The 25,959-nt window shown below is 57.8% G+C and carries 27 protein-coding genes; 17 read left to right on the forward strand and 10 right to left on the reverse strand.

Going from position 1 to position 25,959, the window contains the following annotated elements; genetic code table 11:
• Positions 1 to 243: 243 nt before the first annotated feature.
• From mutY to mltC, 3 genes are all read left to right on the forward strand, one after another.
• On the forward strand, positions 244 to 1,296 hold the full coding sequence (mutY, locus tag ACY8FN_RS06620) for an A/G-specific adenine glycosylase (protein WP_463099538.1): 1,053 nt from the start codon (positions 244 to 246) through the stop codon (positions 1,294 to 1,296).
• Between the two features lie 8 nt (positions 1,297 to 1,304).
• Complete coding sequence (locus ACY8FN_RS06625) at positions 1,305 to 1,577, forward strand: oxidative damage protection protein (protein WP_042019433.1); 273 nt, start codon at positions 1,305 to 1,307, stop codon at positions 1,575 to 1,577.
• Positions 1,578 to 1,702: 125 nt separating this feature from the next.
• Positions 1,703 to 2,806, forward strand: a complete 1,104-nt coding sequence (gene mltC / locus ACY8FN_RS06630; RefSeq protein ID WP_463099539.1) for a membrane-bound lytic murein transglycosylase MltC — start codon at positions 1,703 to 1,705, stop codon at positions 2,804 to 2,806.
• A 74-nt stretch (positions 2,807 to 2,880) separates the two neighbouring features.
• Here mltC and ACY8FN_RS06635 read toward each other — a convergent pair whose 3' ends face one another.
• Positions 2,881 to 3,267, reverse strand: a complete 387-nt coding sequence (locus ACY8FN_RS06635) for a YgiW/YdeI family stress tolerance OB fold protein (RefSeq protein WP_101325909.1) — start codon at positions 3,265 to 3,267, stop codon at positions 2,881 to 2,883.
• Between the two features lie 254 nt (positions 3,268 to 3,521).
• Between ACY8FN_RS06635 and ACY8FN_RS06640 the strand changes: the two genes are divergently transcribed.
• Both ACY8FN_RS06640 and ompA read left to right on the forward strand, forming a co-directional pair.
• Positions 3,522 to 4,547 carry an SGNH/GDSL hydrolase family protein gene (locus tag ACY8FN_RS06640; RefSeq protein ID WP_463099540.1) on the forward strand — a complete coding sequence of 342 codons (1,026 nt, stop codon included), beginning with the start codon at positions 3,522 to 3,524 and terminating at the stop codon, positions 4,545 to 4,547.
• A gap of 265 nt (positions 4,548 to 4,812) precedes the next feature.
• Positions 4,813 to 5,856, forward strand: coding sequence for a porin OmpA (gene ompA / locus ACY8FN_RS06645; protein ID WP_463099541.1), 1,044 nt, complete (start codon positions 4,813 to 4,815; stop codon positions 5,854 to 5,856).
• Between the two features lie 132 nt (positions 5,857 to 5,988).
• Here the strand turns inward: ompA and ACY8FN_RS06650 are convergent, their stop codons facing one another.
• Positions 5,989 to 7,011 carry a GGDEF domain-containing protein gene (locus tag ACY8FN_RS06650; RefSeq protein ID WP_162515953.1) on the reverse strand — a complete coding sequence of 341 codons (1,023 nt, stop codon included), beginning with the start codon at positions 7,009 to 7,011 and terminating at the stop codon, positions 5,989 to 5,991.
• 134 nt (positions 7,012 to 7,145) lie between these two features.
• Between ACY8FN_RS06650 and rnr the strand changes: the two genes are divergently transcribed.
• The 4 genes from rnr to ACY8FN_RS06670 all read left to right on the forward strand — a co-directional run bounded on the left by rnr (position 7,146) and on the right by ACY8FN_RS06670 (position 11,498).
• Complete coding sequence (rnr, locus tag ACY8FN_RS06655) at positions 7,146 to 9,512, forward strand: ribonuclease R (RefSeq protein ID WP_042019439.1); 2,367 nt, start codon at positions 7,146 to 7,148, stop codon at positions 9,510 to 9,512.
• Entirely contained in the window at positions 9,509 to 10,258 is a 750-nt protein-coding gene (gene rlmB / locus ACY8FN_RS06660; protein WP_068977609.1) for a 23S rRNA (guanosine(2251)-2'-O)-methyltransferase RlmB, read from the forward strand. Before rnr ends, rlmB begins: the two co-directional genes overlap by 4 nt.
• A gap of 4 nt (positions 10,259 to 10,262) precedes the next feature.
• Complete coding sequence (locus tag ACY8FN_RS06665) at positions 10,263 to 10,835, forward strand: Crp/Fnr family transcriptional regulator (RefSeq protein WP_463099542.1); 573 nt, start codon at positions 10,263 to 10,265, stop codon at positions 10,833 to 10,835.
• A 189-nt stretch (positions 10,836 to 11,024) separates the two neighbouring features.
• Positions 11,025 to 11,498 carry a GNAT family N-acetyltransferase gene (locus ACY8FN_RS06670; RefSeq protein ID WP_101348158.1) on the forward strand — a complete coding sequence of 158 codons (474 nt, stop codon included), beginning with the start codon at positions 11,025 to 11,027 and terminating at the stop codon, positions 11,496 to 11,498.
• A 159-nt stretch (positions 11,499 to 11,657) separates the two neighbouring features.
• Here ACY8FN_RS06670 and srmB read toward each other — a convergent pair whose 3' ends face one another.
• Entirely contained in the window at positions 11,658 to 12,881 is a 1,224-nt protein-coding gene (gene srmB / locus ACY8FN_RS06675) for an ATP-dependent RNA helicase SrmB (RefSeq protein ID WP_042019443.1), read from the reverse strand.
• A 118-nt stretch (positions 12,882 to 12,999) separates the two neighbouring features.
• Between srmB and ACY8FN_RS06680 the strand changes: the two genes are divergently transcribed.
• From ACY8FN_RS06680 to brnQ (ACY8FN_RS06690), 3 genes are all read left to right on the forward strand, one after another.
• Positions 13,000 to 13,710: a tRNA1(Val) (adenine(37)-N6)-methyltransferase gene (locus ACY8FN_RS06680; protein ID WP_463099543.1), complete on the forward strand. Its 711-nt coding sequence runs from the start codon at positions 13,000 to 13,002 to the stop codon at positions 13,708 to 13,710.
• 191 nt (positions 13,711 to 13,901) lie between these two features.
• A complete protein-coding gene (brnQ, locus tag ACY8FN_RS06685; protein WP_463099544.1) occupies positions 13,902 to 15,209 on the forward strand; it encodes a branched-chain amino acid transport system II carrier protein in 1,308 nt (435 codons plus the stop codon).
• 468 nt (positions 15,210 to 15,677) lie between these two features.
• Positions 15,678 to 16,955, forward strand: a complete 1,278-nt coding sequence (gene brnQ, locus ACY8FN_RS06690) for a branched-chain amino acid transport system II carrier protein (protein WP_463099545.1) — start codon at positions 15,678 to 15,680, stop codon at positions 16,953 to 16,955.
• 85 nt (positions 16,956 to 17,040) lie between these two features.
• Here the strand turns inward: brnQ (ACY8FN_RS06690) and ACY8FN_RS06695 are convergent, their stop codons facing one another.
• The 3 genes from ACY8FN_RS06695 to zur are packed head-to-tail and all read right to left on the reverse strand — an operon-like array spanning position 17,041 to position 18,185.
• Positions 17,041 to 17,271 carry a hypothetical protein gene (locus tag ACY8FN_RS06695; RefSeq protein WP_139694371.1) on the reverse strand — a complete coding sequence of 77 codons (231 nt, stop codon included), beginning with the start codon at positions 17,269 to 17,271 and terminating at the stop codon, positions 17,041 to 17,043.
• 4 nt (positions 17,272 to 17,275) lie between these two features.
• The gene (locus ACY8FN_RS06700; RefSeq protein WP_016351979.1) at positions 17,276 to 17,737 is read right to left on the reverse strand and encodes a chemotaxis protein CheX; all 462 of its coding nucleotides are present in this window, start codon (positions 17,735 to 17,737) and stop codon (positions 17,276 to 17,278) included.
• The gene (gene zur / locus ACY8FN_RS06705; RefSeq protein WP_101325890.1) at positions 17,727 to 18,185 is read right to left on the reverse strand and encodes a zinc uptake transcriptional repressor Zur; all 459 of its coding nucleotides are present in this window, start codon (positions 18,183 to 18,185) and stop codon (positions 17,727 to 17,729) included. The genes ACY8FN_RS06700 and zur overlap by 11 nt, the downstream gene beginning before the upstream one ends.
• 137 nt (positions 18,186 to 18,322) lie before the next feature.
• On the opposite strand from zur, the gene dusA reads away from it, so the two are divergent.
• Positions 18,323 to 19,324 (forward strand): tRNA dihydrouridine(20/20a) synthase DusA, encoded by a 1,002-nt coding sequence (dusA, locus tag ACY8FN_RS06710; RefSeq protein WP_463099546.1) that lies wholly within the window; start codon positions 18,323 to 18,325, stop codon positions 19,322 to 19,324.
• Between the two features lie 109 nt (positions 19,325 to 19,433).
• Here the strand turns inward: dusA and ACY8FN_RS06715 are convergent, their stop codons facing one another.
• Both ACY8FN_RS06715 and ACY8FN_RS06720 read right to left on the reverse strand, forming a co-directional pair.
• A complete protein-coding gene (locus ACY8FN_RS06715; protein WP_463099547.1) occupies positions 19,434 to 19,748 on the reverse strand; it encodes a hypothetical protein in 315 nt (104 codons plus the stop codon).
• 130 nt (positions 19,749 to 19,878) lie between these two features.
• Positions 19,879 to 21,483 carry a peptide ABC transporter substrate-binding protein gene (locus ACY8FN_RS06720; RefSeq protein ID WP_463099548.1) on the reverse strand — a complete coding sequence of 535 codons (1,605 nt, stop codon included), beginning with the start codon at positions 21,481 to 21,483 and terminating at the stop codon, positions 19,879 to 19,881.
• A 184-nt stretch (positions 21,484 to 21,667) separates the two neighbouring features.
• Between ACY8FN_RS06720 and ACY8FN_RS06725 the strand changes: the two genes are divergently transcribed.
• Positions 21,668 to 22,375: a ParB-like protein gene (locus ACY8FN_RS06725; protein ID WP_463099549.1), complete on the forward strand. Its 708-nt coding sequence runs from the start codon at positions 21,668 to 21,670 to the stop codon at positions 22,373 to 22,375.
• Positions 22,376 to 22,466: 91 nt separating this feature from the next.
• On the opposite strand, the gene ACY8FN_RS06730 is transcribed toward ACY8FN_RS06725, so the two are convergent.
• On the reverse strand, positions 22,467 to 23,126 hold the full coding sequence (locus ACY8FN_RS06730) for a CatB-related O-acetyltransferase (RefSeq protein ID WP_463099550.1): 660 nt from the start codon (positions 23,124 to 23,126) through the stop codon (positions 22,467 to 22,469).
• Between the two features lie 283 nt (positions 23,127 to 23,409).
• Here ACY8FN_RS06730 and ACY8FN_RS06735 point away from each other — a divergent pair, with 283 nt between their 5' ends.
• The gene (locus tag ACY8FN_RS06735; protein WP_463099551.1) at positions 23,410 to 23,838 is read left to right on the forward strand and encodes a DUF2753 family protein; all 429 of its coding nucleotides are present in this window, start codon (positions 23,410 to 23,412) and stop codon (positions 23,836 to 23,838) included.
• A gap of 18 nt (positions 23,839 to 23,856) precedes the next feature.
• On the opposite strand, the gene ACY8FN_RS06740 is transcribed toward ACY8FN_RS06735, so the two are convergent.
• Positions 23,857 to 24,606: an enoyl-CoA hydratase-related protein gene (locus tag ACY8FN_RS06740; RefSeq protein WP_463099552.1), complete on the reverse strand. Its 750-nt coding sequence runs from the start codon at positions 24,604 to 24,606 to the stop codon at positions 23,857 to 23,859.
• Positions 24,607 to 24,696: 90 nt separating this feature from the next.
• Here ACY8FN_RS06740 and ACY8FN_RS06745 point away from each other — a divergent pair, with 90 nt between their 5' ends.
• Positions 24,697 to 25,146 (forward strand): copper chaperone PCu(A)C, encoded by a 450-nt coding sequence (locus ACY8FN_RS06745; RefSeq protein WP_042019462.1) that lies wholly within the window; start codon positions 24,697 to 24,699, stop codon positions 25,144 to 25,146.
• A 94-nt stretch (positions 25,147 to 25,240) separates the two neighbouring features.
• On the forward strand, positions 25,241 to 25,867 hold the full coding sequence (locus tag ACY8FN_RS06750; protein WP_139729201.1) for a TIGR04219 family outer membrane beta-barrel protein: 627 nt from the start codon (positions 25,241 to 25,243) through the stop codon (positions 25,865 to 25,867).
• Positions 25,868 to 25,959: the final 92 nt, after the last annotated feature.

Consider the following 25,959-nt stretch of genomic DNA (forward strand, 5'->3'; position numbering starts at 1 on the left):
CCGTCATCCATCATGGGGCCGAGTATATCGTCTTTGCAGCCTGACCACGACCTGTCCGCAGTACCGGTCAGCGCGGCTTTGACTTGGGCGTGATGAGGCCTTACGCTGCCGCTCCAAATCCATTGTGCTATGCAATGCCCCCAATCCAATGCTCGGCACTGCGGGCACTGTTGGCGTGCGCACAGCCAGCATGAATCGAAGGAACCGCAGAGTTCCCCTTTATATCAACGACATGAGAACAACGTGAATCAATCAACCTTCGCCAGCCGAGTGCTGGAGTGGTACCAGCTCCATGGTCGCAAGAGTCTGCCCTGGCAGCAGGAGAAGACTCCTTACCGGGTCTGGGTGTCAGAGATCATGCTGCAGCAGACCCAGGTCGCCACCGTGATCCCCTATTACCAGCGTTTTATGGCGCGCTTCCCCGATGTGGTGGCGCTGGCCGATGCCCCTGTCGACGAGGTGCTGCACCACTGGACCGGCCTTGGCTACTACGCCCGGGCCCGTAACTTGCACAAAGCAGCCCAGCAGATCCGCGATCACCACCACGGCCTCTTCCCCGAGCGCTTTGACGAGGTGATGGCCTTGCCGGGGATTGGCCGCTCCACCGCTGGTGCCGTGCTGTCGCTCTCCCTCGGTCAGCCCCACGCCATTCTCGATGGTAACGTGAAGCGGGTGCTTACCCGTTGGCTGGCGCTGCCGGGCTGGCCCGGTCAGAAACAGGTAGAAAACGAGCTGTGGGAGATTGCCATCCGGTTAACTCCCAAGCTGGGCGTGGCGCACTACAACCAGGCGATGATGGATATCGGGGCCACCATCTGTACCCGCAGCAAGCCCGCCTGCGATCGCTGTCCGGTGCGGGCCGATTGCCAGGGCTTGTCGCAAGGTAATCCCACCACCTATCCCAACAGCAAGCCCAAGAAGAGTATCCCTGCCCGCGACGGCATCATGCTGCTGATCCGCCATGGCGATGAGCTGCTGCTGGAGAAGCGGCCGCCACAGGGGATCTGGGGCGGTCTCTACTGCTTCCCGCAGGTGGCCTCGCTGGCCGAGGTGGATGGTCTGCTGGCAAATCTCGGGCTGGCGCACCACGGTTATCGGGAACTGGCCGGTTTTCGCCACACGTTCAGTCACTTCCACCTCGATATTCAGCCTTTACTGATCGAGATAGATAGCGCACCGGCGCTGCGGCTCATGGAAGGCGATCACCGACTCTGGTATAACTTACGCCATCCTGCCGAGGTGGGGCTGGCGGCCGCCACTGCCCGCCTGCTCGCCTATCCGGACTTACAACAATAGAGGTCAACATGAGCCGTACTGTATTTTGCCAACGCTTGAAAAAAGAGGGCCCGGGCCTGGATTTTCAACTCTATCCCGGTGAGCTCGGCAAGCGTATTTTTGACAACGTCAGCAAGGAAGCCTGGGCCGAATGGCAGAAGAAGCAGGTGATGCTGATCAACGAGAAGAAGCTCAACATGATGAATCTTGAGCATCGTCAGTTGCTGGAAAAAGAGATGGTCAGCTACCTGTTTGATGCCGGTGAAGTAGAGATCGACGGTTATACCCCTCCCAGCCAGTAAGCCGTCCAGCTGTGCTACATGTGAACAGGGGCAGGCATTGCCCGATGTTACTGTTGGCGATGACACCTCTTCCTGTTTGCAACAAATGAATGATGGGCGGCATGTCCGCCCGTTTTGAGGATTTTATGGGCCGAATTTTTTGGCTGCTGTGTACCTTGTGGTTTCTCTCTGCCTGTTCGTCTTCTCCCAAGCCCAACGGGAGCGAGGGTGACGATCTGGTCAACGGCAAGGACATTCGCGGTTTTGAACACATGATTAGTGCACTCTCCCATAACGTGAACGAAATATGGGGGCGGGAAGCGCTGTTTGCCGGCAAGTTTGACTACGTCAAATACACGGATCAGTACAAAAGCCGGGCGCATATCGACTTTTCCAGTGGTCATATCATGGTGGAGACGGTATCCAGTGTCGATCCGCGGGCTCATTTACGCCGCGCCATCATTGAGACCTTGCTGACACCGGATGACCCGGCGGAAGTGGATCTCTACTCTGACCGTGAAATCGTCCCCGGTGGCGAGCCGTTCCTGTATGGTCAGGTGCTGGACAATCTGGGTCAGCCGATCCGTTTTGACTGGCGTGCCGAGCGTTATGCCGACTACCTGCTGAGTACGGCAATGAAAAAGCGTACCTTGGGGATCCGCACCATCTTCTTCGTGGATATTCCGATGGTGGCAAACCATGAGGATAAGCGGGGCTACAAGTATGCAAACATCATTCGTGACGCATCCCGTAAATATAAGGTGCCCGAGAGCCTGATCTATGCGGTGATCAAGACAGAGAGCAGCTTCAACCCCTATGCGGTGAGCCATGCTAACGCCTATGGCCTGATGCAGGTCATTCCTGCCACTGCAGGACGGGATGTCTACCAGCGGGTCAAGGGCAAGAGTGGTCAACCGACCCGGGAGAACTTGTTTAATCCGGCCTACAACATTGATGTCGGCACCGCTTATCTGCACTTGTTGCAAACGGTCTATCTGGTGGATATCGAGGATCCCCGTTCCCGTCGCTATGCGGTGATTTCAGCCTACAACGGTGGTGCGGGTGGGGTGCTCAACACCTTCTCGCGGGATCGCAAGGCTGCGCCTGGCAAGATAAACCGGCTCTCGCCAGAAGCTGTCTACCAGGTGCTGACCGAGCAGCATCCGAAAGCAGAAGCGCGGCGTTATCTTTACAAGGTTGATCAGGCCGAGAAAGGCTTCAAACGCTCCTATGTTGGACGTGCCGGTTAACCAGAGCCAATGCAAAAGGGCGCTTGATATCAAGCGCCCTTTTTACGTCTGGCCAAATTGCAGGTTGTTACGCCTTATTTGGCGATAAAGCCACCCTTGCTCTGCGGGGCCGCGCCCACTTTCTCCAGGGTTTTCACTTCTACTTCGGTCTTGTTCCAGCTGTGGTCCACTTCACCGCGGATGCGGATCTGATCATCCGGGCCCACTTCGGTACCGCGCCACACATCCTGATCCACTTCGACCTCCACTTCACCACTGGCATCACGGAACAGGTAGTTCTCGCCGCCAAGATGCTTGACCAGTTTTCCTTCCAGTGTGGCCCAGCTGTCATCGGCCAGATCTTTCAGTTGAGCAACCGAGACCTTGTTCTGCTCTTGCGGGCCGGTATAGGCCGCCATGGCAAAAGAGGAGACAGACATCAGGGTCAACAGTCCGATTACGCTTGCGCTTGCCTTGTTCATTTCATACTCCTGTCGTTGGTATGAGGGCATTGTGCAGCGAGGGGCGTGAAACAAGCGTGAAAGAAATGCGCAGGTGTGATTGTCTGTTTTGTGAGCGCAAGCGATTTCAGCGCCGACGAGGCATGTGGGACTTTATCAGGCTCTGTAATCTGTCGTCTTCACCAGAAGTCAGTGGCGGCAGACTCTTCCCGTGCTTGCCGTCATTCGAGGGGAAGTTCGCAGGTCAAACCTGCTTAATCGAAGAGAATAACAATATGAAAAAATGGCTTGTTTGTTTATTGGGGTTGATGGCGCTGACCGTTCAGGCGGCAGATGGGCGTCAGCCTTTTTCCCGGATCGTGATGTTTGGTGACAGCCTCTCCGACACCGGCAAGATGTACAAGAAGATGAGGGGGTATCTCCCCTCCAGCCCGCCCTACTTCAATGGGCGTTTCAGCAACGGGCCGGTCTGGCTGGAGCTGCTGCGTGACCAGCATTTCCCCGGACTGCTATTGGCCAACGAGGCGGAAGGCGGTGCGACAGCGGTGGCCTACAACAAGCTGGGCTGGTTTAACAAGTGGGCATGGGATCCCAAGTATCAGGTGATCAACAACCTCGATTACGAGATCGATCAGTTCCTGAAAAAGGACAGGTTCCGCCCCGATGACCTGGTGGTGCTCTGGGTCGGTGCCAATGACTATCTGGCCTATGGCTGGAATACCGAGCGGGATGCAGATCGGGTGATCGATACCGTCCGGCTGGCATCGAACCGCTTGGTGCTCAACGGTGCCCGGCAGATCCTGCTGTTTAACATTCCGGATTTGGGACAGACCCCGTCAGCCCACAGTATGAAGGTCGTCGAGAAGGTGCGCCATGTCGCCAGCTATCACAACAAGCGCCTGCAAAGCCTTACTCGTGAGCTGGCCCCCCTCGGTATTGTGAAGTTGTTCGAGGTAGACAAGCAGTTTGACGAAATGGTGAAAGAGCCACAGAAATTTGCTCTGAGTAATACAGAACAAGCATGTTATAGCGGCAGTTATATCTGGAAGCCGTTTTCTGGTAGCGCTCTGGGCATCGCAGCCGATCCCGCTTTGAGCCTGTCCGAGCGGGTGGCCATTGCTGGCAACCCGATCCTGGCACAGGCAGTGGTGAGCCCGCAGGCAATACGCAACGCAGCTGCGCTCAATTGTGATGAGCATATGTTCTGGGATCAGGTGCATCCGACCAGGACGGTGCATAAGGCATTGGGTCAGCGGGTTGCTGATTTCATCGATCAGCACTACGAGTTTATCCGTCGCTGATAGCATTCAGGGCCAGCTTGCGCTGGCCCTCATCCCGCTCCCCCCCCTTTGGCGTCCGTTTTTTAATCGCTGCCAGTTCAAATAACAGGCTTTTTATTGCTGCCTTTGCAATAAAGTTGCGTTAGAGTGTTTTTTGTTAATTGATATCATTGGCTTGAAGGCAAGCTAATCTTGATAAGCCACTATGGCGTTTGGTGGTCGTGGCTATAAGACGAAGTGGTATCCACTCACTTCCTCCTACATAAAAAATTGCAGAGGCTCAGATATGAAAAAATCATTGATTACCTTGCTGGTTACCGGTCTGCTGGCGGCCAATGCTCAGGCAGCCGGCCAAGATAACACCTGGTATGGCGGTGCCAAACTGGGCTGGTCCAATTTTTATGGCGTAGATGAAAGCAATGCGCTGACCCTTGGCAATGAGACCAACGATGCCTTGGGCGCAGGTGTGTTTGGCGGCTATCAGATCAACAAGAATCTGGGCCTGGAGCTGGGTTACGACTACCTGGGCAATTACAAATACGATGCAGTGAAGAGTGGCGCTGCATTTAGTGATGAAGTGAAGGCTCAGCTGGCACAATTGACCCTGAAACTGGGTTTCCCGGTCACCGAGAGCCTGGATCTTTATGGCCGTGTCGGTGGCGGCTATGGCTGGGCTGACACCAAGAGCGATGTTTACAAAGATGACAGTCGTTTCGTGGTGGTGGGCGCACTGGGTGCCGAGTATGCCTTTAATCGCGACTGGGCGGCTCGCTTTGAGTACCAGTATTCAACGCCATACGGCAGCCGTGAAGATACCGGCGTGAGAATGGATAACGGCCTGCTGTCACTGGCTGCAGTCTATCGTTTTGGCCAGGTCGCGCCGGTTGCTGCTGTGCCTGCGCCAGCCCCCGCACCAGCTCCCGAGCCGGTGGTGGTTGAGAAGCAGTTCACCCTGAGCTCCGATGTGCTGTTCGACTTCAATAAGGCAACCCTCAAGCCACAAGCCAGTCAGGCGCTGGATACCCTTTACAGCCAGATTGAAGAGGCGCGACCCAAGGATGGTGTGGCAACCGTGATTGGTCACACTGACCGTATCGGCTCTGACGCCTACAACCAGAAATTGTCCGAGCAGCGTGCCCAGACCGTTGCCAACTATCTGGTTGGTAAAGGGATCCCCGCAGCCAAGATCAATGTTGAAGGGCGTGGTAAATCCTCACCTGTTACCGGCGACAGCTGTGTTAGCAAGTCCAAGCGTGAGCTGATTGTCTGCCTGGCACCAGATCGTCGCGTTGATGTGAAGGTGGAAGGTGTCAGCGAGGTGCAGCAGTAATCCTTCGTACTGAGCTGATTTTCTCAGGGGCTGATATGAACAGCCCCTGCTGGATCAGGGAATACGAAAAAGCCAGTCAGTTGATCTGACTGGCTTTTTTACGTTGGCATGGTGGCCGGACTGGGGATGAAATCAGGAAGGGAGCGGCATCACCCGGTTGCGCCCCAGCTCCTTTGCTTTGTAGAGCAATTTATCGGTGCGCTCAACCAGACAGTCTGCGTTCTCTTGGCGATTAAACTCACCTACTCCGAATGACGCTGTGATGTGATCGATGCGACGGCCCGATTTACGATCGAGGATCGACATCCGCTCGACGGCGCGGCGCATGCTCTCTGCCATCTGTCTGGCCAGAGCAAGAGTGCGATGGGGGACCAGCATGGCAAACTCCTCCCCGCCGATCCGATAAGCGCTAACCCCCTCCTGGCAGGCATCTCGCAGTCGCTTGCTAAACGCACGCAGTACCTGATCACCCAGCAGGTGGCCATATTCGTCATTGAAATTTTTGAAGCGGTCGATATCGGCGAGGATCAGCGAGAAAGGCTGCTGGCTGCGGATCAGTCCTTCAATCTCAAGATCGAAAGCACGCCGATTAAGCAGGGAGGTCAGAGCATCCTCATTGGCCAGCTTGCGGGTTTCGTTGAGTGCCTCGCGCAGCTCTTTGATCTCTTTTTCAGCATTACTGATCTGGTTGCGAAAGTGCATGGTCGACATCCGCACATCCCGTGATTCGCGTACCAGATCCCGCAGGATAGCCATAGTGTCTTCCAGGCTCAACCCTTGCTCATCGATCTGGCTGAGTCGGCCAAAACTCTTGTCGAGCATCTCCTGAAACATCCCGGTATCGGAGATGGCATCTTGCATGGAGTGGCCGATTTCATTGGTCATGGCAGCCAGATTGAGCTTTATCGCCTCGATTTGTTTCTCATCCTGATCGGCGAGATGCTGATGATAGAGCCGCTCGCAGGTGACCAGAGAGCAGGTACCCTGCTGTTTGACGGCGAGATCAATGGCTTTATTTAGCTCGGGCATGCTGGCCGAAACATAGCTGTACCACAGGTGGTAATTGTCCGGTGTCGTGGGTATCTGGTACTTGATCATCAAGGGAACCGCCTGTTTGAGATAGGCGGCTGATTGGGCAAAAGTATCCTTACTCATGAGTTATTGGTCTCATCATGCCAGCAAACTTGATTCAGTATGACAGAGAGATTGGCCAAAAGGCAGTCGATGGATGCCATTCGCCCCCCCCTTCGATATAATGTCTGGGTTACTACCTACCCTAAGGCCTGCTTATGTCTCAAAAAGATCCTTTCCTCCAACGCGAGGCCGAAAAATACGAAAATCCCATCGCCAGTCGCGAGATGCTGCTGGAACTCATCAAGGGCCACGAAAAGCCCATGTCTCGGGAAGAGTTGGCCAAGGCCCTCAAACTGACCGATGAAGAGCCGCTGGAAGCGTTGCGCCGTCGTCTGCGTGCCATGGAGCGTGATGGACAACTGGTATTCACTCGTAACCAATGCTACGCCTTGCCGGATCGTCTGAATCTGGTCAAAGGCACTGTACTTGGCCACAAAGATGGTTTCGGTTTTCTGCGCCCGGAAGGTGGTGGACCTGATCTCTTTTTGAACAATCGCGAGATGCAGCGCCTGATGCATGGCGACTATGTGCTGGTGCAGCCGACCGAGATTGACCGCAAGGGTCGTCAGGAAGCGCGTTTGGTGCGCCTGCTCAAGTCCCGTGAGGCAGACATTGTCGGCCGTTACTTCGTCGAGAATGGCGTTGGTTTCGTGGTGCCGGATGACAGCCGTATCGGTCAGGACATCATCATTCCGGAAGGTGAGAATAAAGGTGCTCGCCAGAGCCAGGTGGTGGTGGTGCGCATCAACCAGCGCGCTACCTCCCGCAGCAATGCAGTCGGTTCTGTATTGGATGTGCTGGGCGAAAATATGGCACCGGGGATGGAGATTGAGATCGCCTTGCGCACTCACAGCATCCCGCATACCTGGCCTGAAGAGGTGACCAAAGAGGTTGCTGGCTTGGGCGAGCAGGTGCCAGAGAAAGCCAAAGAGGGTCGTATCGATCTGCGTGCATTGCCGCTGGTGACCATAGATGGTGAAGATGCCCGCGACTTCGATGATGCGGTCTTCTGTAAAGCCAAACGCAGTGGCGGCTGGCGCCTGTGGGTTGCCATTGCCGATGTCTCTGCGTATGTGAAGCCTGGCACAGCGCTGGATGCCGAAGCCTATCAGCGCGGCAACTCCGTCTATTTCCCCGAGTTCGTGGTGCCCATGTTGCCGGAGGTGCTCTCCAACGGTCTGTGCTCCCTGAACCCGCAAGTTGACCGTCTGTGCATGGTGTGCGAGATGACTATCTCCGCATCTGGCCGCATGTCCGGTTACAAGTTCTATGAAGCAGTGATGAACTCCCACGCGCGGCTGACTTACAGCAAGGTCGCCGCGATTTTGGATGGCGATGCGAAACTGCGTCAGCAATATGATCCGCTGGTGGGTCATATCGAAGAGCTCAACACGCTCTACAAGGCGCTCAAGCATGCCCGCCATCAGCGCGGTGCGGTGGAGTTCGAGAGCGAAGAGACGCGCTTTATCTTCAACGCTCAGCGCAAGATCGACCAGATAGTGCCACTGGTGCGTAACGATGCTCACAAGATCATCGAAGAGTGCATGATCCAGGCGAACGTGGCCGCTGCCCGTTACATCGAAAAGAACGAAGCCTCAGCCCTGTTCCGGGTGCACGATCGTCCGGGCGAAGAGCGCCTGACCGGTTTCCGTGACTTCCTGGCCGAGCTGGGCCTGGAGCTTAAGGGTGGCCTAGAGCCAGAGCCGAAAGACTTTGCCGAGCTGGCTGCCAAGTTTGAAGGGCGCCCGGATGCGGAGCTGCTCTCCACCATGCTGCTGCGCTCTATGCGTCAGGCCATCTATCAGGCTGACAACATCGGTCACTTCGGGCTGGCATTGAAGTCCTACGCGCACTTCACCTCGCCGATCCGTCGTTATCCAGACCTCATCCTGCACCGTGCCATCAAGTATCAGACTGCCAAGGAGCAACAGGGCAACCTGCGCAACAAGTGGACCCCGAGCGGTGGTTATCACTACCAGCTGGAAGAAGTGGACCCGATGGGTGAGCACTGCTCCATGACCGAGCGTCGTGCCGACGATGCCACTCGCGATGTGGCTGACTGGCTCAAGTGTGAGTACATGCTGGATCATGTGGGTGACGAGTTCGATGGCGTTATTGCCAGCGTCACCGGTTTTGGCTTCTTTGTTCGCCTGGCCGACATCCACATCGATGGTCTGGTCCATGTCAGCACCCTCACCAACGACTACTACCAGTTTGATCCCCTGCACATGCAGCTGATCGGCGAGAATTTCCGCCGTCGCTACCGTCTGGGTGACAAGGTGCGGGTCAAGGTGATGGGCGTCAACCTGGATGATCGCAAGATTGACTTCGTGATGGTGGAAGCGCCACTCACCGGCAAGGATGGCAAAGAGGTGGTGCGCAAGCCTGCCAAGGGTGGCCAGCGTCACGATAAACGTAAAGAGGGTAAGGATAGCGGCAAATCCGACAAGGGTAGCCGCGCCAAACCGAGCAACAGACGACCGAGCAAAAATGCTCGCGATAAGGCCAAGAGCACGAAATGAGTACTGAACTGATCTACGGCATTCACGCTGTATCTGCGCTGCTTGAGCGCACCCCGGAGCGTTTTATCGAGGTGTGGGCCCTCAAGGGACGCGATGACGACCGGCTGCAACCGCTGTTGACCGAGCTGGAATCCCTCGGTCTCAAGGTGCAGGGCGTGAACCGCAAGACCCTTGACGACAAAGCGGAAGGTAACAATCACCAGGGCATTATGGCCAAGGTGATTGAGGCCCCCAAGCTGGCCGAGCACGATCTGGCCAGCTTGCTGGACAGCCTGGTAGAACAAAAAGCCCAGCCTTTCCTGCTGGTGCTGGATGGGGTGACCGACCCGCATAACCTCGGTGCCTGCCTGCGCAGCGCCGATGCGGCTGGCGTCCATGCGGTGATCGTGCCGCGTGACAAGGCCAGCGGCCTGACGTCGGTGGTGCGTAAAGTCGCTTGCGGCGCCGCCGAAGTGGTGCCGCTGATCCAGGTGACCAACCTGGCCCGCAGCCTGCGTGAGTTGCAGGATCGCGGTGTCTGGCTGGTTGGTACTGCGGGTGAGGCCGATCATGACCTCTATCAGGCCAAGTTGACTGGCCCGATGGCATTGGTGATGGGTGCTGAAGGCAAAGGGATGCGCCGCCTGACTCGCGAACATTGCGATGAACTGGTTAGCATTCCGATGGCGGGGGCGGTATCCAGCCTCAACGTATCGGTGGCCACTGGCGTTTGCCTGTTCGAAGCCGTGCGTCAGCGTCGCAGCTAGTGTCATGATGACCGACAGACCCCCCTTTAGTTGGGAGCAGGTCACTGAAGAGCAGGAGGCCACGCGCCTCCTCTCTTTTGCCCGTTCGCTGACCCTTACCCCCAGATCCTGCCTCTGGCACGCCGGTGACAGCCCGGATCTGCTGGTCAGGGTGGAGCAGGGACTGCTACGGGCCAAGGTGGTGCTGGCGGATGGGCGCGAGTACATCAAGGAGTTTTACTGGGAGGGGGACGAGTTTCTCGACTTCCATCATCTGCTCAGTGGCGAGCCCGCCCGCTATAGCGTGGAGGCGCTGGAGCCCTGCCGCCTGCAAATCTTCCAGCTGACGGATCTGCGCCAACTTCCCTGTTGGTCAGGCTGGTATCAGCACTTGCTTGCCGTGCAACTGCGTATCAAAGAGGAGAAAGAGCTGCTGCTGTTGACTGGAAGTCCGCAGGCTCGCTACCAGCACTTCTTGCAATGTTTCCCCGGGCTGGCCGCCAGAGTGCCGGATCACCAGATCGCCGCCTATCTTGGCATCACCCCCATCAGCCTGAGTCGCATTCGTAAACGGCTGAAAGTGCTTAACAATGAGTAGTGTCGCCTATTCGCCATGAGGGGCAGTGTCGCCACCCGATTTCCAACCTCTCACACAGTTCGTTTCGGCATCACGCCTGCCGGTCAGCCTGAGCCGCATTTGCAAACGGCTGAAAGAACTTAACCAAGGTTAATGCCAGCGCAGATCCGCCCGATTATGCTGGCAGGCCGAATTGATAAGGAGTTGCCAATGAACTGGATCCTGAAACCCTGGTCCGAGCTGACCACTGATGAGTTGTACGAGTTGCTGGCACTGCGGGCCGAGGTGTTCGTGGTGGAGCAGACCTGCCCCTTCCAGGATCTGGACGGGTTGGATCGCCGCGAGGGGGTCTGGCACCTGCTTGGTTATCAGGGTGAGCAGCTGGCCGCTTATGCCCGGATCATGGCGCCCGGCATTGTTGATCAGGGCGGCGATGAGAGTGGTGTTGCCATCGGTCGGGTAGTCACCTCGCCCAGGGCGAGAGGGGGCGGTCTCGGCCATCAGTTAATGGGTGAAGCGGTGAATGCGTGCGAGGCGCGCTGGCCAGCCCACAGTATCTGGCTCGGCGCCCAAGCCCATCTGCAGGGCTTCTATGGTCAGCATGGCTTTGTGGCTGAAGGGGAAGGTTATATCGAAGACGATATTCCCCATATCGGTATGCGCAAAGTAGCCAGTAGCCAATAAAAATCACGCTGTGAGCGTGACTCGCTACCCTGCCAATACGCTACATCGCCTCATCTTTTACGGGTGGTGGCGATAGCGCGAGTGGTGAGATAGCAGATGAAAAACGGCCATCCCGAGGGATGGCCGTTTTGCTATGGCAGGGAAAGCGCACCGTGATGATTACTTCTTTTTCTTCTTTGCGGTCTTCTTCTTGCCATCTTTTGGCTTTTTCTTCTTCACCGGCACCCGGGCTTCTTTGTGCTTGGGGCGCAGGGAGTCGATCACCCGGCGCTTGAGACGCTCTTCGGTATAACGTTCGATCTTGGCGACGATGGCCATGTCATGGGCTTCGACCAGACTGATGGCGCAGCCACGGTTGCCAGCACGGCCGGTGCGGCCGATCCGGTGGACGTAAACGTCGGTGCCGTAGGGCATGTCATAGTTGATGACATGGCTGACGTTGGGCAGGTCGATGCCGCGGGCGGCGACATCGGTGGCGACCAGGAAGGGGACTTCACCGGCGTGGAACTTGCGGATCGACTCGACGCGCTTGCTCTGCTCCATCTCGCCACGGATCCAGGCGCAGGAGATGCCTGCTGCCTGCAATTGACCAGATAGCTCGGCCAATCGCTCGCGGGTTCTGACGAAGACAATCGCCTTCTGGGTTTCCGGATCTTTGAGGATATGGATCAGCAACGCCAGCTTGTGGGCGGCGTCATCGGCCAGATGCACCCACTGGGTGATCGGACGGCGTTCGCTGCGCGGCGGCTCGGCGTGCAGCTCGACCGGGTTGTTGAGGATCTCGTTGGCGAATCGCTCCAGACCCGCCCCTTCCAGCGTGGCGGAGAACAGCATGGTGTGCTTGCGGTAGCGCGCTTCGGCGACGATGCGGTTCACATCCTTGATAAAGCCCATGTCCAGCATACGGTCCGCTTCATCCAGCACCAGTACCTCGATGTCGTGGCTCTCGAACTCCTCTTTCTCGATGTACTCGAGCAGACGACCCGGGGTGGCGACCACGATATCGGTGGTCTTGGTCAGGGCCGGCAGCTGCTCATCGTGGCTGACGCCGCCGATGATGGTCTCGATGCTGAGGTTGGTGTGGGCCGCCAGCGCCTTGGCGTGGGCGGTGACTTGCAGTGCCAGCTCGCGGGTCGGGGTCAGGATCAGCATGCGGCACGGGCCCGGCTTGCGGCGCGGGAAGTCCAGCAGATGCTGGAGCGCCGGCAGCAGGAAGGAGGCCGTCTTGCCGGTACCGGTTGGAGCGGATGCCAGAATATCGCGGCCGTCCAGGGCTGGCTCCAGCACCATCTGCTGGATGGTGGTGGGGCGGGTGAATCCCATCTCGGCCAAGGCCCGGTTGAGGGCGGGATTCAGGTCGAAATCATCAAAGGACTGGCTCATGGCAATACTCGGTCATTAAGGAAACGGCAGATTATAGGCGATTATCTCGTCGGCTCCTATGGCGAGTGTGGCTTAGCCGCTATAATCGCCCACCATTTTCACTGATGACGGGGGCCAGATGGGGCGTAGCCGCGGATTTACCTTCAAACAGTTCCATATCAACCACGATCGCTGCGCCATGAAGGTGGGCACCGATGGCATTTTGCTCGGTGCCTGGGCGCCGGTCGAACAGGTGCGCCGGGTGCTCGATATTGGCACCGGCAGTGGTCTGATCGCTCTGATGCTGGCTCAGCGCAGCATATCTGACTGCTTCATCGATGCAGTGGAGCTGGATAAGGATGCAGCGGCCCAGGCAAGAGAGAACGTGGCGGCATCACCCTGGGCCGAGCGAGTCGCGATTATCGAGCGCGCTATTCAGGATTATCAGGGCGAACCCTACGATCTTATCGTCTCCAACCCCCCCTATTTTGTGGCAGGCCAGTCATTTAGCGATCCGGCGCGGGCATTGGCCCGTCATACCGGCGCCCTCGACAGCCACGCATTACTGGCGGCCTGCGATCGTTTGCTGAGCCCGAACGGGCAGGTGGCGCTGGTGCTGCCGACGGCGATGGCCGATGAAATTTTATGCATCTCGGCGCATTATGATCTGCATGGGATTTGTTATACAGCTGTTATCACCAGAGAGGGTAAAGAGGCAAATCGCGTTTTATTGCTACTTGGCAGAGGATTAAACAGGTGTGAGAGGGGCAGTATTGTGATCCATTCTGCTGATGGAGGCTATTCCGACAGATATATCCATCTGACCATTCCCTACTATTTGAAGATGTAAATTTCGTCTTGAACTATTTTTTCACGCCATTATGCTGGTTCCAGATCGAGCGCCCGCTCCAGACCAGCTAAAACCACTGGTTGTGATGAAAAAACACGCGGGGCTCTTTTTTTATCCCCCCTGAACACACCCGGTCAGTGACCGATAAAAACTATAACAAGCAATAATTTACAAGACAGACGAGGTTCAACTTGACGAAATCACTCACATTGTCCGATGTACTCGGATTGGGGTTTATGACCTTCGCCTTCTACTTGGGCGCTGGCAATATCATTTTCCCGCCGTTGGCCGGTTACATGGCCGGTGAGCACCTCTCCCTGGCGATGTTTGGCTTCCTGGTCACCGCCGTGGGCCTGCCCCTGGTGACCATTCTGGCCGTGGCCAAAGCTGGCAATGGCTGGGCTGGCATGACCAAACTGCTGCCTACCGGTATCGCCACCGCGCTGGCCGTTGCCATCTATATCATCATTGGCCCGGCCTTTGCCGCGCCCCGTACCGGTCTGGTTGCCTATGAAATGGGCCTCAAGCCTTTTATCGGCGACATGGGTCAAGCGGGTCTGGCTGCCTACACTGTGGTCTTCTTCGGTATCGCCATGCTGGTCTCCATGAACCAGGGTAAGTTGATGGACGCCATCGGCAAATACCTGACGCCGGTTCTGATGCTGCTGTTGCTGACTCTGGCTGTAGGGGTATTCGTGGCGCCGCAGGGCACCATGCCTGATGCGTCCGGTGACTATCAGAACAGCCCCTTCGTCAAAGGGATCCTGGAAGGCTACAACACCATGGACACTCTGGCGTCCCTGATGTTTGGTGCCCTGATTGTCGACTTGCTGCGCAAGAAAGGGATCAACGACTACAAGAGCCAGTTCAAGTATCTGGCGATTGCTGGCCTCATCTCTGCCATTGGTCTGTGCGTGGTGTACGTTTCCCTGTTCCGTCTGGGTAACACCGCTGCGGGCGTGGCAACCGATGTCAGCAACGGTGGCGCTATCGTCAACGCCTACGTGCTGAGTCTGTTTGGTCAGCCCGGCCAACTGATCCTGGCGGCCATCATTACCCTGGCTTGCTTTACTACCGCTGTGGGTCTGATCTCCGCCTGTTCCGACTTCTTCCACAACCTTACCGGTATCAGCTACCAGAAGCTGGTGGTGGTGCTGGGCGTTATCTGCGCCGTGGTTGCCAACGTGGGTCTGAGCCAGTTGATCAGCCTCTCCATCCCGGTGTTGGTTGCTATCTATCCGGTTGCAGTGGCGCTGGTGCTGGTCACTTTCCTGAAAGGCTACTTCGGTCGTCCTCGTCTGGTGTTCCGTGCTGTGCTGGTGGTTGCCTTCCTGTTCGGTTGCCTGGATGGTCTGGGTGCTGCCGGTATGAAGATGGATGCGTTTGCCTTCCTGCCGCTGTTCGACAAGGGCCTCGCCTGGCTGATGCCAACCCTGCTGGCCTGCGTGGTAGGCATGGTGGTTCGCCCGAGCGAGAAACTGGCCGCCGAAGCTGCCTGATCACCTGATGTGATGTTGCCAAGAGCCTGCCCCGTGCAGGCTCTCTTGTTTTCAGCCAGTCTCGCTGCGGCACAGCGGTTGGCACCGCCATGACGGTCACTGTGTACAGATAGCATCTGACCAGCCGTTGCTACTTGCTTGCGCCCTTGCCACTCCTCTGCTGCCCGTTCTCACCTCTCATCCTGCACGCCCGAGGCGCTATCCGCTGCTGAATAGCCGAACCGTTCGGTGATTAATTCTGCTTGGATAAATTGTTTCAAGATATTACTTGGTGATTGAGATCGAACTCCTCTTCTTTATGCTAAGGATGGAGCGCCTCATCCGGTCTGCGGGCCGAATGGGCGCCAGAGGTATTGTTACCGGTTATCTGCCAGGCAGTGGGTGCAATCAATAACAAGCTGATAAAGGCAGATGAGGTTGGGTTTGACGAAATCATTGAAGTTGTCCGACGTATTCGGATTGGGGTTTATGACGTTTGCTTTCTATCTGGGGGCAGGCAATATCATTTTTCCGCCGCTGGCCGGTTTTATGGCTGGTGAGCATCTGCTGGCCGCCATGTGCGGCTTTTTGCTGACGGCGGTGGGCTTGCCGCTGATCACCCTGATTGCGGTGGCCAAGGGGAGCTCGGGGGGCGGCGCGGGCGGATGGACCGGGATGACCCGCTATCTGCCCGCCGGGGCGGCGACGGCGCTGGCCATCACTATCTACATCATCATGGGGCCCGCCTTCGCCATTCCCCGCACCGGTCTGGTCGCCTACGAGATGGGGCTCAAGCCCTGGCTCGGGGATGCCGGTCATGAGGGACTGCTGATCTACACCCTGAGTTTCTTTGCGCTGGTGATCCTGGTGTCACTCGATCGGGGCAAGCTGCTCGATGCTATCGGCAAGTATCTGACTCCGGCCCTGATGGCGATGCTGCTTATTCTGGCGGTCGGGGTCTTTATGGCGCCGCAGGGCACCATGCCCGATGCCAGCGGCGAGTACATCAGTGCGCCGCTCACCAAGGGGATGCTGGAGGGGTACAACACCATGGATACCTTGGCCTCCCTGATGTTTGGCGCCCTGATCATCGGTTTGCTGCGCCAGAAGGGGATCGAGGATTATCGCAGCCAGTTCAAGTACCTCACCATTGCGGGCTTGATCTCGGCGGTCGGGTTGTCGGCGGTGTATGTCTCGCTCTTTCAGTTGGGCAACAGCGCCGGTGGGGTGGCGAGCGATGTCAGTAATGGCGGCGCCATCGTCAATGCCTACGTGCTGAGCCTGTTTGGCCAGCCGGGGCAGTTCATTCTGGCCGCCATCATCACTCTGGCCTGTTTTACCAGCGCGGTCGGCTTGCTCTGTGCTGGCGCAGACTACTTCCACGGCCTGACCGGCTGGGCCTATCGCAACTGGGTCATGCTGCTGGGGGCGCTCTGTGCGCTGGTCGCTAATGTGGGGTTGAGTCAGCTGATCAGCCTCTCCATTCCGGTGCTGGTGGCCATCTATCCGGTTGCCATCGCGCTGGTACTGGTCACCTTCCTCAAGGGGTGGTTTGCCCATCCACGGTTGGTGTTCCGTGGCGTGCTGGCGGTTGCCTTTCTGTTTGGCTGTCTCGATGGGCTGGGTGCTGCCGGTATGAAGATGGACGGCTTTGCCTTCCTGCCGCTGTTTGACCAGGGCCTCGCCTGGCTGATGCCGACCCTGCTGGCCTGCATAGTCGGTATATTGGTGCGTCCGGGCGCTAAACTGGCTGCCGAAGCGGCCTGATCCCAGGTTAACGAGATAGCAAAGAGGCCAGCATCTGCTGGCCTCTTCTATTGTTGCGGTAGTTATGTTCTAACGATTTGACGGTTCAGATTTGCGGGGCTGCCGGTTTTGGTTTTCCCTCCAGCCCATACCAGTGGCTGCTGATGCGTCCCTCATGCCACTCGAGGGTACCCCATGGATCCTTGGCCTCCCAGCGCGGGAAGTTGATGAGCACCCGGTTATCCTCGTACTTGTAGAGGGAGGTGCTGATCTGGATATCCGACAGGATCAGCAGCAGGGCCCAGCAGATGAAAATCCATTTCAATGCTTTCCACATAGGGTTACTCGAAGCAGATTTCGATAGTGGCGCGGCCGTAATCTGATTCGAACGGCATCATGATCTTGGTGCCATCGGCCCGGTGGGTGATGGTGTGATTGGGGCCGGAGACGATGATGGGGGTTGCCATGTCAAACTCGTAACCCTTCTCACCCAGCATCCGCTTGGCACCACCGGTTACCATGTTGGTGATCTCGCCCACCATGTCGGTCACTTCTTCGTTGATGGTGGCGGGGGCTTCCCCCAGCATACGGCGCATGATCTCCAGCGCCAGACCCTTCTCGAAGCTGATGGAGAGGGAACCACGAGTCTGCGGGCCGACCATGCCGATCAGGCCGGAGACATCGCCGCGTGCCAGCTCATCCATCTTGCGTTTCGGTTTGCCCGGTTTGAGTTCCAGTTGTGCCATGGTCGAGAGCACATTGAGCAGGGATAGCAGGAACGGATTTACAAAATCAGCCTTCATGATGACTTCCTACAGTGGGCGTACAGCGAGCACATTGGCCATGTGCCTCGATTGTCTTATTGGTAATAGTAAAACCATGCAAGTGGGCTTGCTCGGAAAACGCGCTATCGATCGCCGTATCGTGAAGCTCGACCACATCACCGCACACGTCGCAAATCAGTAACTGCATCGGGTGAGCGTGATCGAAGTGGCAGCAGAAGATAAATGCGTTGAGAGATTCCACCTTGTGGGCAAAGCCCTGTTCGAGCAAAAAATCGAGCGCCCGATAGACGGTTGGCGGCTTGGCATTGGCTTCTGTTTGTTGCAACTGGGCTAACAAATCATAGGCGCTGATGGCGTTGCCGTGTGCCGCCAGCAGGCGAAATACCTGACGCCGGGTCGGGGTGAAGCGGATCCCTCGCTGTATACAGAGTCGCTCGGCTCGTTGTAAAAGTTGGTCTTGATTCATGATCGCGCAGATACCCTTTCTATTAGCCGGATACTATCACAGGGCCTCGCATGGCGCGGCGACAAAATTCATTTTCTGGGGCTGCTTCACGTTGTGATAAAATCCGCCCCTTTCTTTAGCCAACCCGGATGATTTTTATGCAGGCGCAGCGTTTTTCCATCGCCCCCATGCTGGACTGGACTGATCGGCATTGCCGTTACTTTCATCGACTGATGAGTCGCCAGACCTTGCTCTATACCGAAATGGTGACCACTGGCGCCATCATCCACGGCAAGGGGGATTATCTGGGTTACAGCGAGCAGGAGCACCCCATCTCCCTGCAACTGGGGGGCAGCAATCCCGCCGATCTGGCCCACTGCGCCAAGCTGGCCGCAGAGCGTGGCTATGACGAGATCAACCTCAACGTCGGTTGCCCTTCCGATCGGGTGCAGAACGGTCGTTTTGGTGCCTGCCTGATGGGTGAACCGGCGCTGGTGGCTGACTGCGTCAAGGCGATGCGCGATGTGGTCGATATCCCGGTGACGGTGAAGACCCGCATCGGTATCGACGATCAGGACTCCTACGAATTTCTGCAGGCCTTTATCGAACAGGTGCGCGATGCCGGTTGCGACACCTTTATCGTGCATGCTCGCAAAGCCTGGCTGAGCGGCCTGAGCCCCAAGGAGAACCGCGAGATCCCGCCCCTCGATTATCCTCGGGTCTATCGGGTCAAGCAGGATTACCCGGATCTCACCATCGCCCTCAACGGCGGCGTCACCTCCATGGAGCAGACTCTGGAGCACCTGCAACACGTCGATGGCGTGATGATGGGGCGTGAAGCCTATCAGAACCCCTACATTCTGGCGCAGGTAGACAACCTGGTGTTCGGCCAGAATAACGCCGTGCCGAGTCGCCACGAGGTGGTGCGGATGATGCTGCCCTATATCGAGCAGGAGCTGGCCAAGGGCAACTACCTCTCCCACATGACTCGCCACATTCTGGGGCTGTTCCAGAATATGCAGGGGGCCCGCGCCTGGCGCCGTCACCTGAGCGAGAACGCCTGCAAACCGGGCGCCGGTATTCAGGTGGTGCTGGATGCCATGGCCAAGGTGCCGGAGTTTAGCTGTGCTGAACCCCAGGTGATCATAACCGGTCAGTAACCAGCGAAGAGAGCGCCGGTCAACATGACCAAATGAGCAATGCCAGTCCGCAATGACTGGCATTTTTATTGGCGACGATAGCCGGTGATGGTGTCATGTTGGGCTGGGGTTAGCTGCGTTCATCTTGCTCAGTCACAGCGAAATCATGAATTTCACCGGTTCTCGGTTTAAAGCGCGGATCGCTATCTTTGTAGCTGCGCACCAGCGCCATCGTCTTGCAAAAGCTGGTCTGCTTGTCGTACTCCTGACGGGCCAGTTCGATAGCGCGCTCGGCCCGGCGCCGCTCCATCTTGTCAGATTTGCGATCGCTGAACTGTTGCTGCTGATGCAGCATCCAGTCGACAAACTCTTGCTGGCATTTTGCTTCATTATTGGCCTGCGCTGGCAGGGTCCATAACAGGGGGAGCAGTAACAGATAACGCATGTTCAACCGATGATAAGAGGGGGAATTCAGTAGAAGGGCGGCATTTTATGCCTAAAACTTGAGCATGAACAGTATCCAATAAGAGGGCCGCCGCAGGCGGCCCTCTTTGGTTTCAGCCTTGGCTGCCAGCTCAGTGTTTGACGAGATAGAGCTGGCGACTGTAGGCCACATCTTCCGGGTTGTTGATGGGGTAGCCCTTGAGCCATGGCTTGATGAGGCGGGCGTTGGTGTACTGGTAGATGGGGGCGATGGGGGCTTGATCCAGCAGGATCGCCTCCGCCTCGCCAAACAGCTTGCTGCGGCTGGCGGCATCCTGAGTGCTGGCCGCCTCTGCCAGCAGTTGGTCATAACGGGCATTGGCAAAGCCAGCCATGTTGCCGCTGTGACGGGAGCCCCACAGACCGAGGAACGCGGAGGGGTCGTTGTAGTCCGCCACCCAGGAGGAGCGGATCACCTCGAACTGACCACTCTGGCGGCTGTCGAGATAGGTTTTCCACTCCTGATTGGTCAGCTCGACCTCGGCGCCCAGCTTCTGCTTCCACATGCTGGCGATGGCCAGCGCCATCTTCTTGTGAATTTCCGCGGTGTTGTAGAGCAGGGTCAGCTTGAGCGGCTTGTCCGGGCCGTAACCGGCCTCCTTGAGCAGGGCCTTGGCCTTGCTGTCCAGCTCCGGCTGGCTGCTGGTGGAGAGCAGGTTGGCGGCAGGAGTAAAGCTGGCGGTCACATCCGGGGTGAAGTGATAAGCCGGTTTCTCGCCGGTGCCGAGCACCTTGTCGGCGATCAGTGCACGGTCGATGGTGTAGGAGAGCGCCTTGCGCACCCGCACATCGTCGAGCGGCGCCTGCTTGGTATTGAAGGCGTAGTAGTAGGTGCCGAGCTGATCCGGGGTGTAGACCTCATTCGGGATCTGCTGCTTTAGCTTGGCGTACTGCTCCTTGGGGAAGGATTCGGTGATATGCAGATCGCCAGCCAGATAGCGGTTGGTGGCCGCGCTCTCCTGATTGATCGGCATGAAGATCACTTTAGTCAGCACGGTATGGGCCTGATCCCAGTAGTAGGGGTTGGGGGTTAGCTCCAGCTTCTCGTTGACCACCCGGTTGTTCAGCACAAAGGCGCCGTTGCCCACCAGTTTGCCGGGTTGGGTCCACTGGTTGCCGTACTGCTCGATGCTGGCCTGATGGAGCGGTGACAGACTGGGGTGGCTCAGCAGGCTCAGGAAGTAGGGCACCGGCTGGGAGAGGGTCACCTGCAGGGTGTGGTCATCTAGGGCCTTGACCCCCAGCTCGCTGGCAGGCAATTTGTCAGCCACTATCTCGTCCACCTTGTCGAAGCGGGCCAACTGGGCAAACCAGGCGAAGGTGGCCGCCTCTTTCGGATCGACCAGCTTGCGCCAGCCGTAGACGAAGTCGCCGGCCTTGACCGGATCGCCGTTGGACCAGCGCGCATCCGGGCGCAGATGGAAGGTAAAGAACTGGTTGCCCTTGTTCTCCCAGCTGGCCGCCACCCCGGCAACCGGTTTGCCATCCGGCCCCTGGGTCAACAACCCCTCGAACAGATCCCGCAGTACCTGCAACTCCGGCAGGCCGACCAGCTTGAGCGGGCTCAGGCTCGCGGGTTCATCCTTGAGGTGGCGAACGACAATTTGTTCGGCGGCGAGTTGTGTTCCGGCGGGAATATCGGCAGCCTGAACAGCGGCGCAGCCCAACAGGGCCAGCAAGGGGCTCCATCCTTTCATGGGTCGGATCCTTCAAATAGTGTGAAGCGGGGAGAAAACTCGGCGAGAAAATGTCGCCGACAGATGGGGAATCATGATATCCCGTTTACTGGTCTGGCCGCCAGCATTTGGCTCTCAACCCCAGTCGGGGATGCGGGGGCATGCGGGTGTCTCTGCAGTTCAATGTGGCAAGGAGTATCAAACGATGAAAGCATGGTTATTGCTGGCCTGTGTGTTGAGCCAGGGCGCCTGGGCATTGGCCCCGTGCCAGAGCGAGACGGCGGTGGGCAACTGGTGCGAGATCGGCATCGATGCCTTGCATCCGACTCAGGGGGGCGTCGGCCAGATCCAGGTCGATGAGACCCAGGCCACATTGGCGGGCATGAGCGCAAAGCAGCTCGACAAGTTGATGAAAAAGAAAGAGATCCCCGTAGTGATTGCGCCGGATGGCGGCTACTGGCTGGTGGACCGGCACCATCTCACCAAGGCGCTGTGGCAACAGGGAGTCAAGGATGCCCGGGTCAAGGTGATCGGTCGCCTGCAGGATAAAGACAATTTCTGGAGCCAGATGCAGAACAACCACTGGGCCTGGCTCAAGGATGAGAAGGGGCTGCCGCTGACCCCGGAGCAGTTGCCGACCCGCATCGACAAGCTGCCCGATTACCCCTATCGCACCCTGGCCGGGTTGTTGCAGGATGCGGGCTACTTCAGCAAGAACAAGCAGGTCTATTTCGTCGAGTTTGCCTGGGCCAGCTGGCTCGGCAAGCAGATGCAGTGGATGCCGGTGGACAGCGCCAATCTGGCGGCCCGGCTGCAACAGGCCAAACGACTCGCCTGCGGCAGCGATGCCAGTGATCTGCCCGGTTATCCCGGTAAGCAGTGCAACCTTAATCAGTCAAAAACGGCGCAGTGACCGGATAAGCGATGACGGCATCCAAAGCATGCCGAAGAGGAAAGAGGGCGACCCCAGGGTCGCCCTTCTGCTGTCAGCTGGTTAGCAGTGGTCACTCATGGCACTCAGGCCAGCGGGCGGCCGCCTGCTCAAGCAGGGCGACTTCACCCTGCTGGATCAGCGGCAGCAGGGCGTTGACCTGTTCATCTGGCCAATCCCACCAGGCGAGGGCCTGCAGCCGGGCAATCTCCTTCTCGCCAAAGCGCATCCGCACTACCCTGGCCGGGGTGCCCGCCACCATGGCATAGGGCGGCACATCCTGATTGACCAGTGAGCGGGCGGCGATGATGGCGCCATCGCCGATGGTGACGCCGGGCATGATCATTGCCTCCATGCCGATCCAGACATCGTTGCCGATGCAGGTATCGCCTGCGGGGCGGTAGCTGTGCTTGAGCGCCGCCAGATCGGCAAACGGATAGGTGCTGATGAAGGCAGTGTTGTGGGTGTGGTTGCCCCCCATGATGATCTTCACCCCGGCGGCAATCTGCACATAGTCGCCGATATGGAGCCGGTCGATATGCCACAGCGGCTCCCAACCGGTGTCCGGGCTGCGGCTGAAGCGGTCGCCATGGAGGTAGCGCACCGCTACCTCTTCGAAGGGGCCATCCCAGGCGCCCGAGTAGTAGCTGTGCTGCCCTTTGAGGCAGATATTGGGGTTGGTCACCGTCAGGTGCAGGAATTCAACCTGCGACCAGTGTTGGCAGGTGTTCATGCTGGTACTCCTTTGCTGAATGGATCGGATTGGTTGCGTGCGGGTGAGCGCAGCTAATAGATCCAGACCAGCATGCGGGGCACGCAGAGCAGGGAGCAGCCCAGCATCTGCGGGAGACAAGGTCGCATTGTGGGGTGCTCCAAATAAGAGGGAAGGGCACGATCATAAGGTCGGGCGCTCGGTTTGCCAAGGTGCGGAGAGATCCTGCACTAACCCTCTGGTTGATATTTATTCTCAATTAGCCATGATAACACTCCCACGATGACGGACCCGGGAGCGCGAGATGACACCGCACAGTTGGCAACGATACATGTTGGAGGCGGATCGAGCCTGGCAGGCCGGTTCGCTGGGGGCTGCGATCTGCTTTTATCAGCAGGCGCTGGGGGATGTTTATGAGATGACCCAGGTCGAGTTGCCGGAACTGGCCACCATGCGGGTCGCCACCTGCCACCGGCTGGCCGATTTCTGGCGGGCGATGGATGAGCCGACTTACGAGCTGCGCTACCTGAAGCTCGCCGCCGAGCTGGTGACGGCGCTGGTGCCACAATGCCCGAACCGGGAGTGCGAGGCGCTGATCAGCGAGCTGGGTTGCTGCCGCGGAGCCCTGCTCGCCTTCCTCAAGCGTCACCCCAATCCGGAGATTGCCCAGCTGATCCAGCTACAGGACAAGGTGCAGGGCTGCGAGCTGATCGGCCGTTTTCGTCTCAACTGACCGGCGCAGAGCGGCAGCTCAGCTCCGCCGTTTGAGTTTCTGGGCGATGCGCTGCTGCGCCTCTTCCCCTTGCAGTGCCTGGGCGAAGGCGCGCGCCTCCAGATCGATGACAAAGTGCACCGCCTGTTTGAGCTCCTGTTTCAGCAGTGCCTTGCTCTTTTGCAGCGCCCTGGGCGGTTTTGCCGCCAGCTTCAACCCCTGCTCGCGGGCAAAGGGGAGCAACCCATCGGCAGCTACCACCCGGTTGGCCAGCCCGAGCCGCAGCGCTTCCTCGGCATCAATGGCTTCGGCCAGCAGCAACAGCTCGGCCGCCTTGAGGTGACCCACCAGGCGCGGCAACAGCAGGCTGGAGGCAAACTCCGGCACCAGCCCCAGCTCGACAAAGGGAAGCTGCAACCTAGCGTTATCCCCCAGATAGACCAGATCGCAGTGCAGCAGTATGGTGGTACCGATCCCCACCGCCGGGCCGCCAACTGCAGCGATCACCGGTTTGGGGAAATCCGCCAGGGTGTGGAGGAACTGCAGTATGGGGTCGTCGGGCTCCAGCGAACTCTTGCCCATAAAGTCGGCCAGATCATTGCCCGCAGTGAAACAGTCGTGCTGCCCCTGCAATAACAGGACATGCACCTCGTCATCGGCCGCCGCCTCTCGCAGCGCCGCCACCAGTTGCTCATACAGCTCGGTATTGATGGCGTTGCGCTTGTCGGGGCGGTTGAGGGTCAGTGTGAGCAAGCCATCCTGCTGCTCGGCAATGAGAATGGGGGCCATGTCTAAATCCTTGTTATTGAAAGGTGCAAAAAAGGTTGCCGCTGGGGTAACCTTGCTGCCGTTTAACAACATCATAAAAGGATTTCAACCATGTTTAAACGTGCGTTTTATTCTCTGCTGGTACTGGGTATGACTGCGCCAGCACTGGCCAAGGTCGAGGCTGTCGACGGCTATGTGCGACTGTTGCCGCCGGGTTCCCCCAACACCGCCGCCTTTATGGTGCTCAAGAATGACGCCGACCAGCCGGTCAAGCTGGTGGCGGCGGCCTCTGCTGCGGCCGGGCGTGCCGAGCTGCACACTCATCTGCACGAAAATGGCGTGATGAAGATGCGTCAGGTCGAGAGCATCGAGATCCCGGCCAAGGGCGAGGCGGTACTCAAACCGGGCAGTTTGCACATCATGCTGTTCGAGGTGGGCACGCTCTCCGAGCAGACTCCCATGCCGCTGACCCTCACCATGGACGATGGCCAGAAGCTGGATCTGTCACTGCCAGTGAAGCCGATTGAGCCGATGGCAGGCATGAAGCATATGAAGCACTGACATTTGTCGTCGTTTGTTCAGCATTCCCGCTGGGTATTTTGGCTGCACCGAGTAAAATAGTGCCCTTTCCATGTATGCAAGAGGAAGTGACGTAATGAAAAAGACGCTGATTGCCGGTGTTGTATTGGCTCTGTGCAGCCAGGGTGCCATGGCCGCTGATGACTGGCGTTTTGCCGCCGGTGCGGATGTATGGGCTTCTCAGGGTAGTGGTCAGGCCTATAACCGCAGCACCAACTACGATGACAACTACAACTGGAACGGCTATCTGCAGCTGGAACACGGCATCATCTTCCTGCCGAACGCCAAGTTTGAAATCTCCGATTTCAGCACCTCCGGTGGCGCCTTCAAAAATGATCTGACCGCCTACGATCTGAGTCTCTACTACCGTCTGTTCAACAACGATCTGTTCAAGATCGATCTGGGCATGACCGGCCGTCACTACGATGGTGAGCAGGTAACTTGGGGTCGCCAGGGTTATAAAGAAGATACTCTGATGGCCTATGCTGGCGGCGAAGTAAACATTCCTCGCACCGGTTTCGCCTTCTTCGGCGACCTGCGTACCCACGATGCGGACAACTATGACTACCGTCTGGGTGGTTCTTACAAGTTCTCCTCCATGCCGATCAAGCTGCGTGCCGGCTGGCGTGAAGCCAAGGTCGACTTTGACAACATCGATCAGTCTATCGACGGCTGGTTCATGGGCGGCGAATTCACCTTCTAATCGGATTGCCATCCGGTTGCGGTCGTCAGAGAAAGCAGAAACAAAAAGCGCGCCAAATGGCGCGCTTTTTTTATCTTGGCAAGGGGGGCGGA

The sequence above is a fragment of the Aeromonas sp. 160P genome, assembly GCF_055193095.1.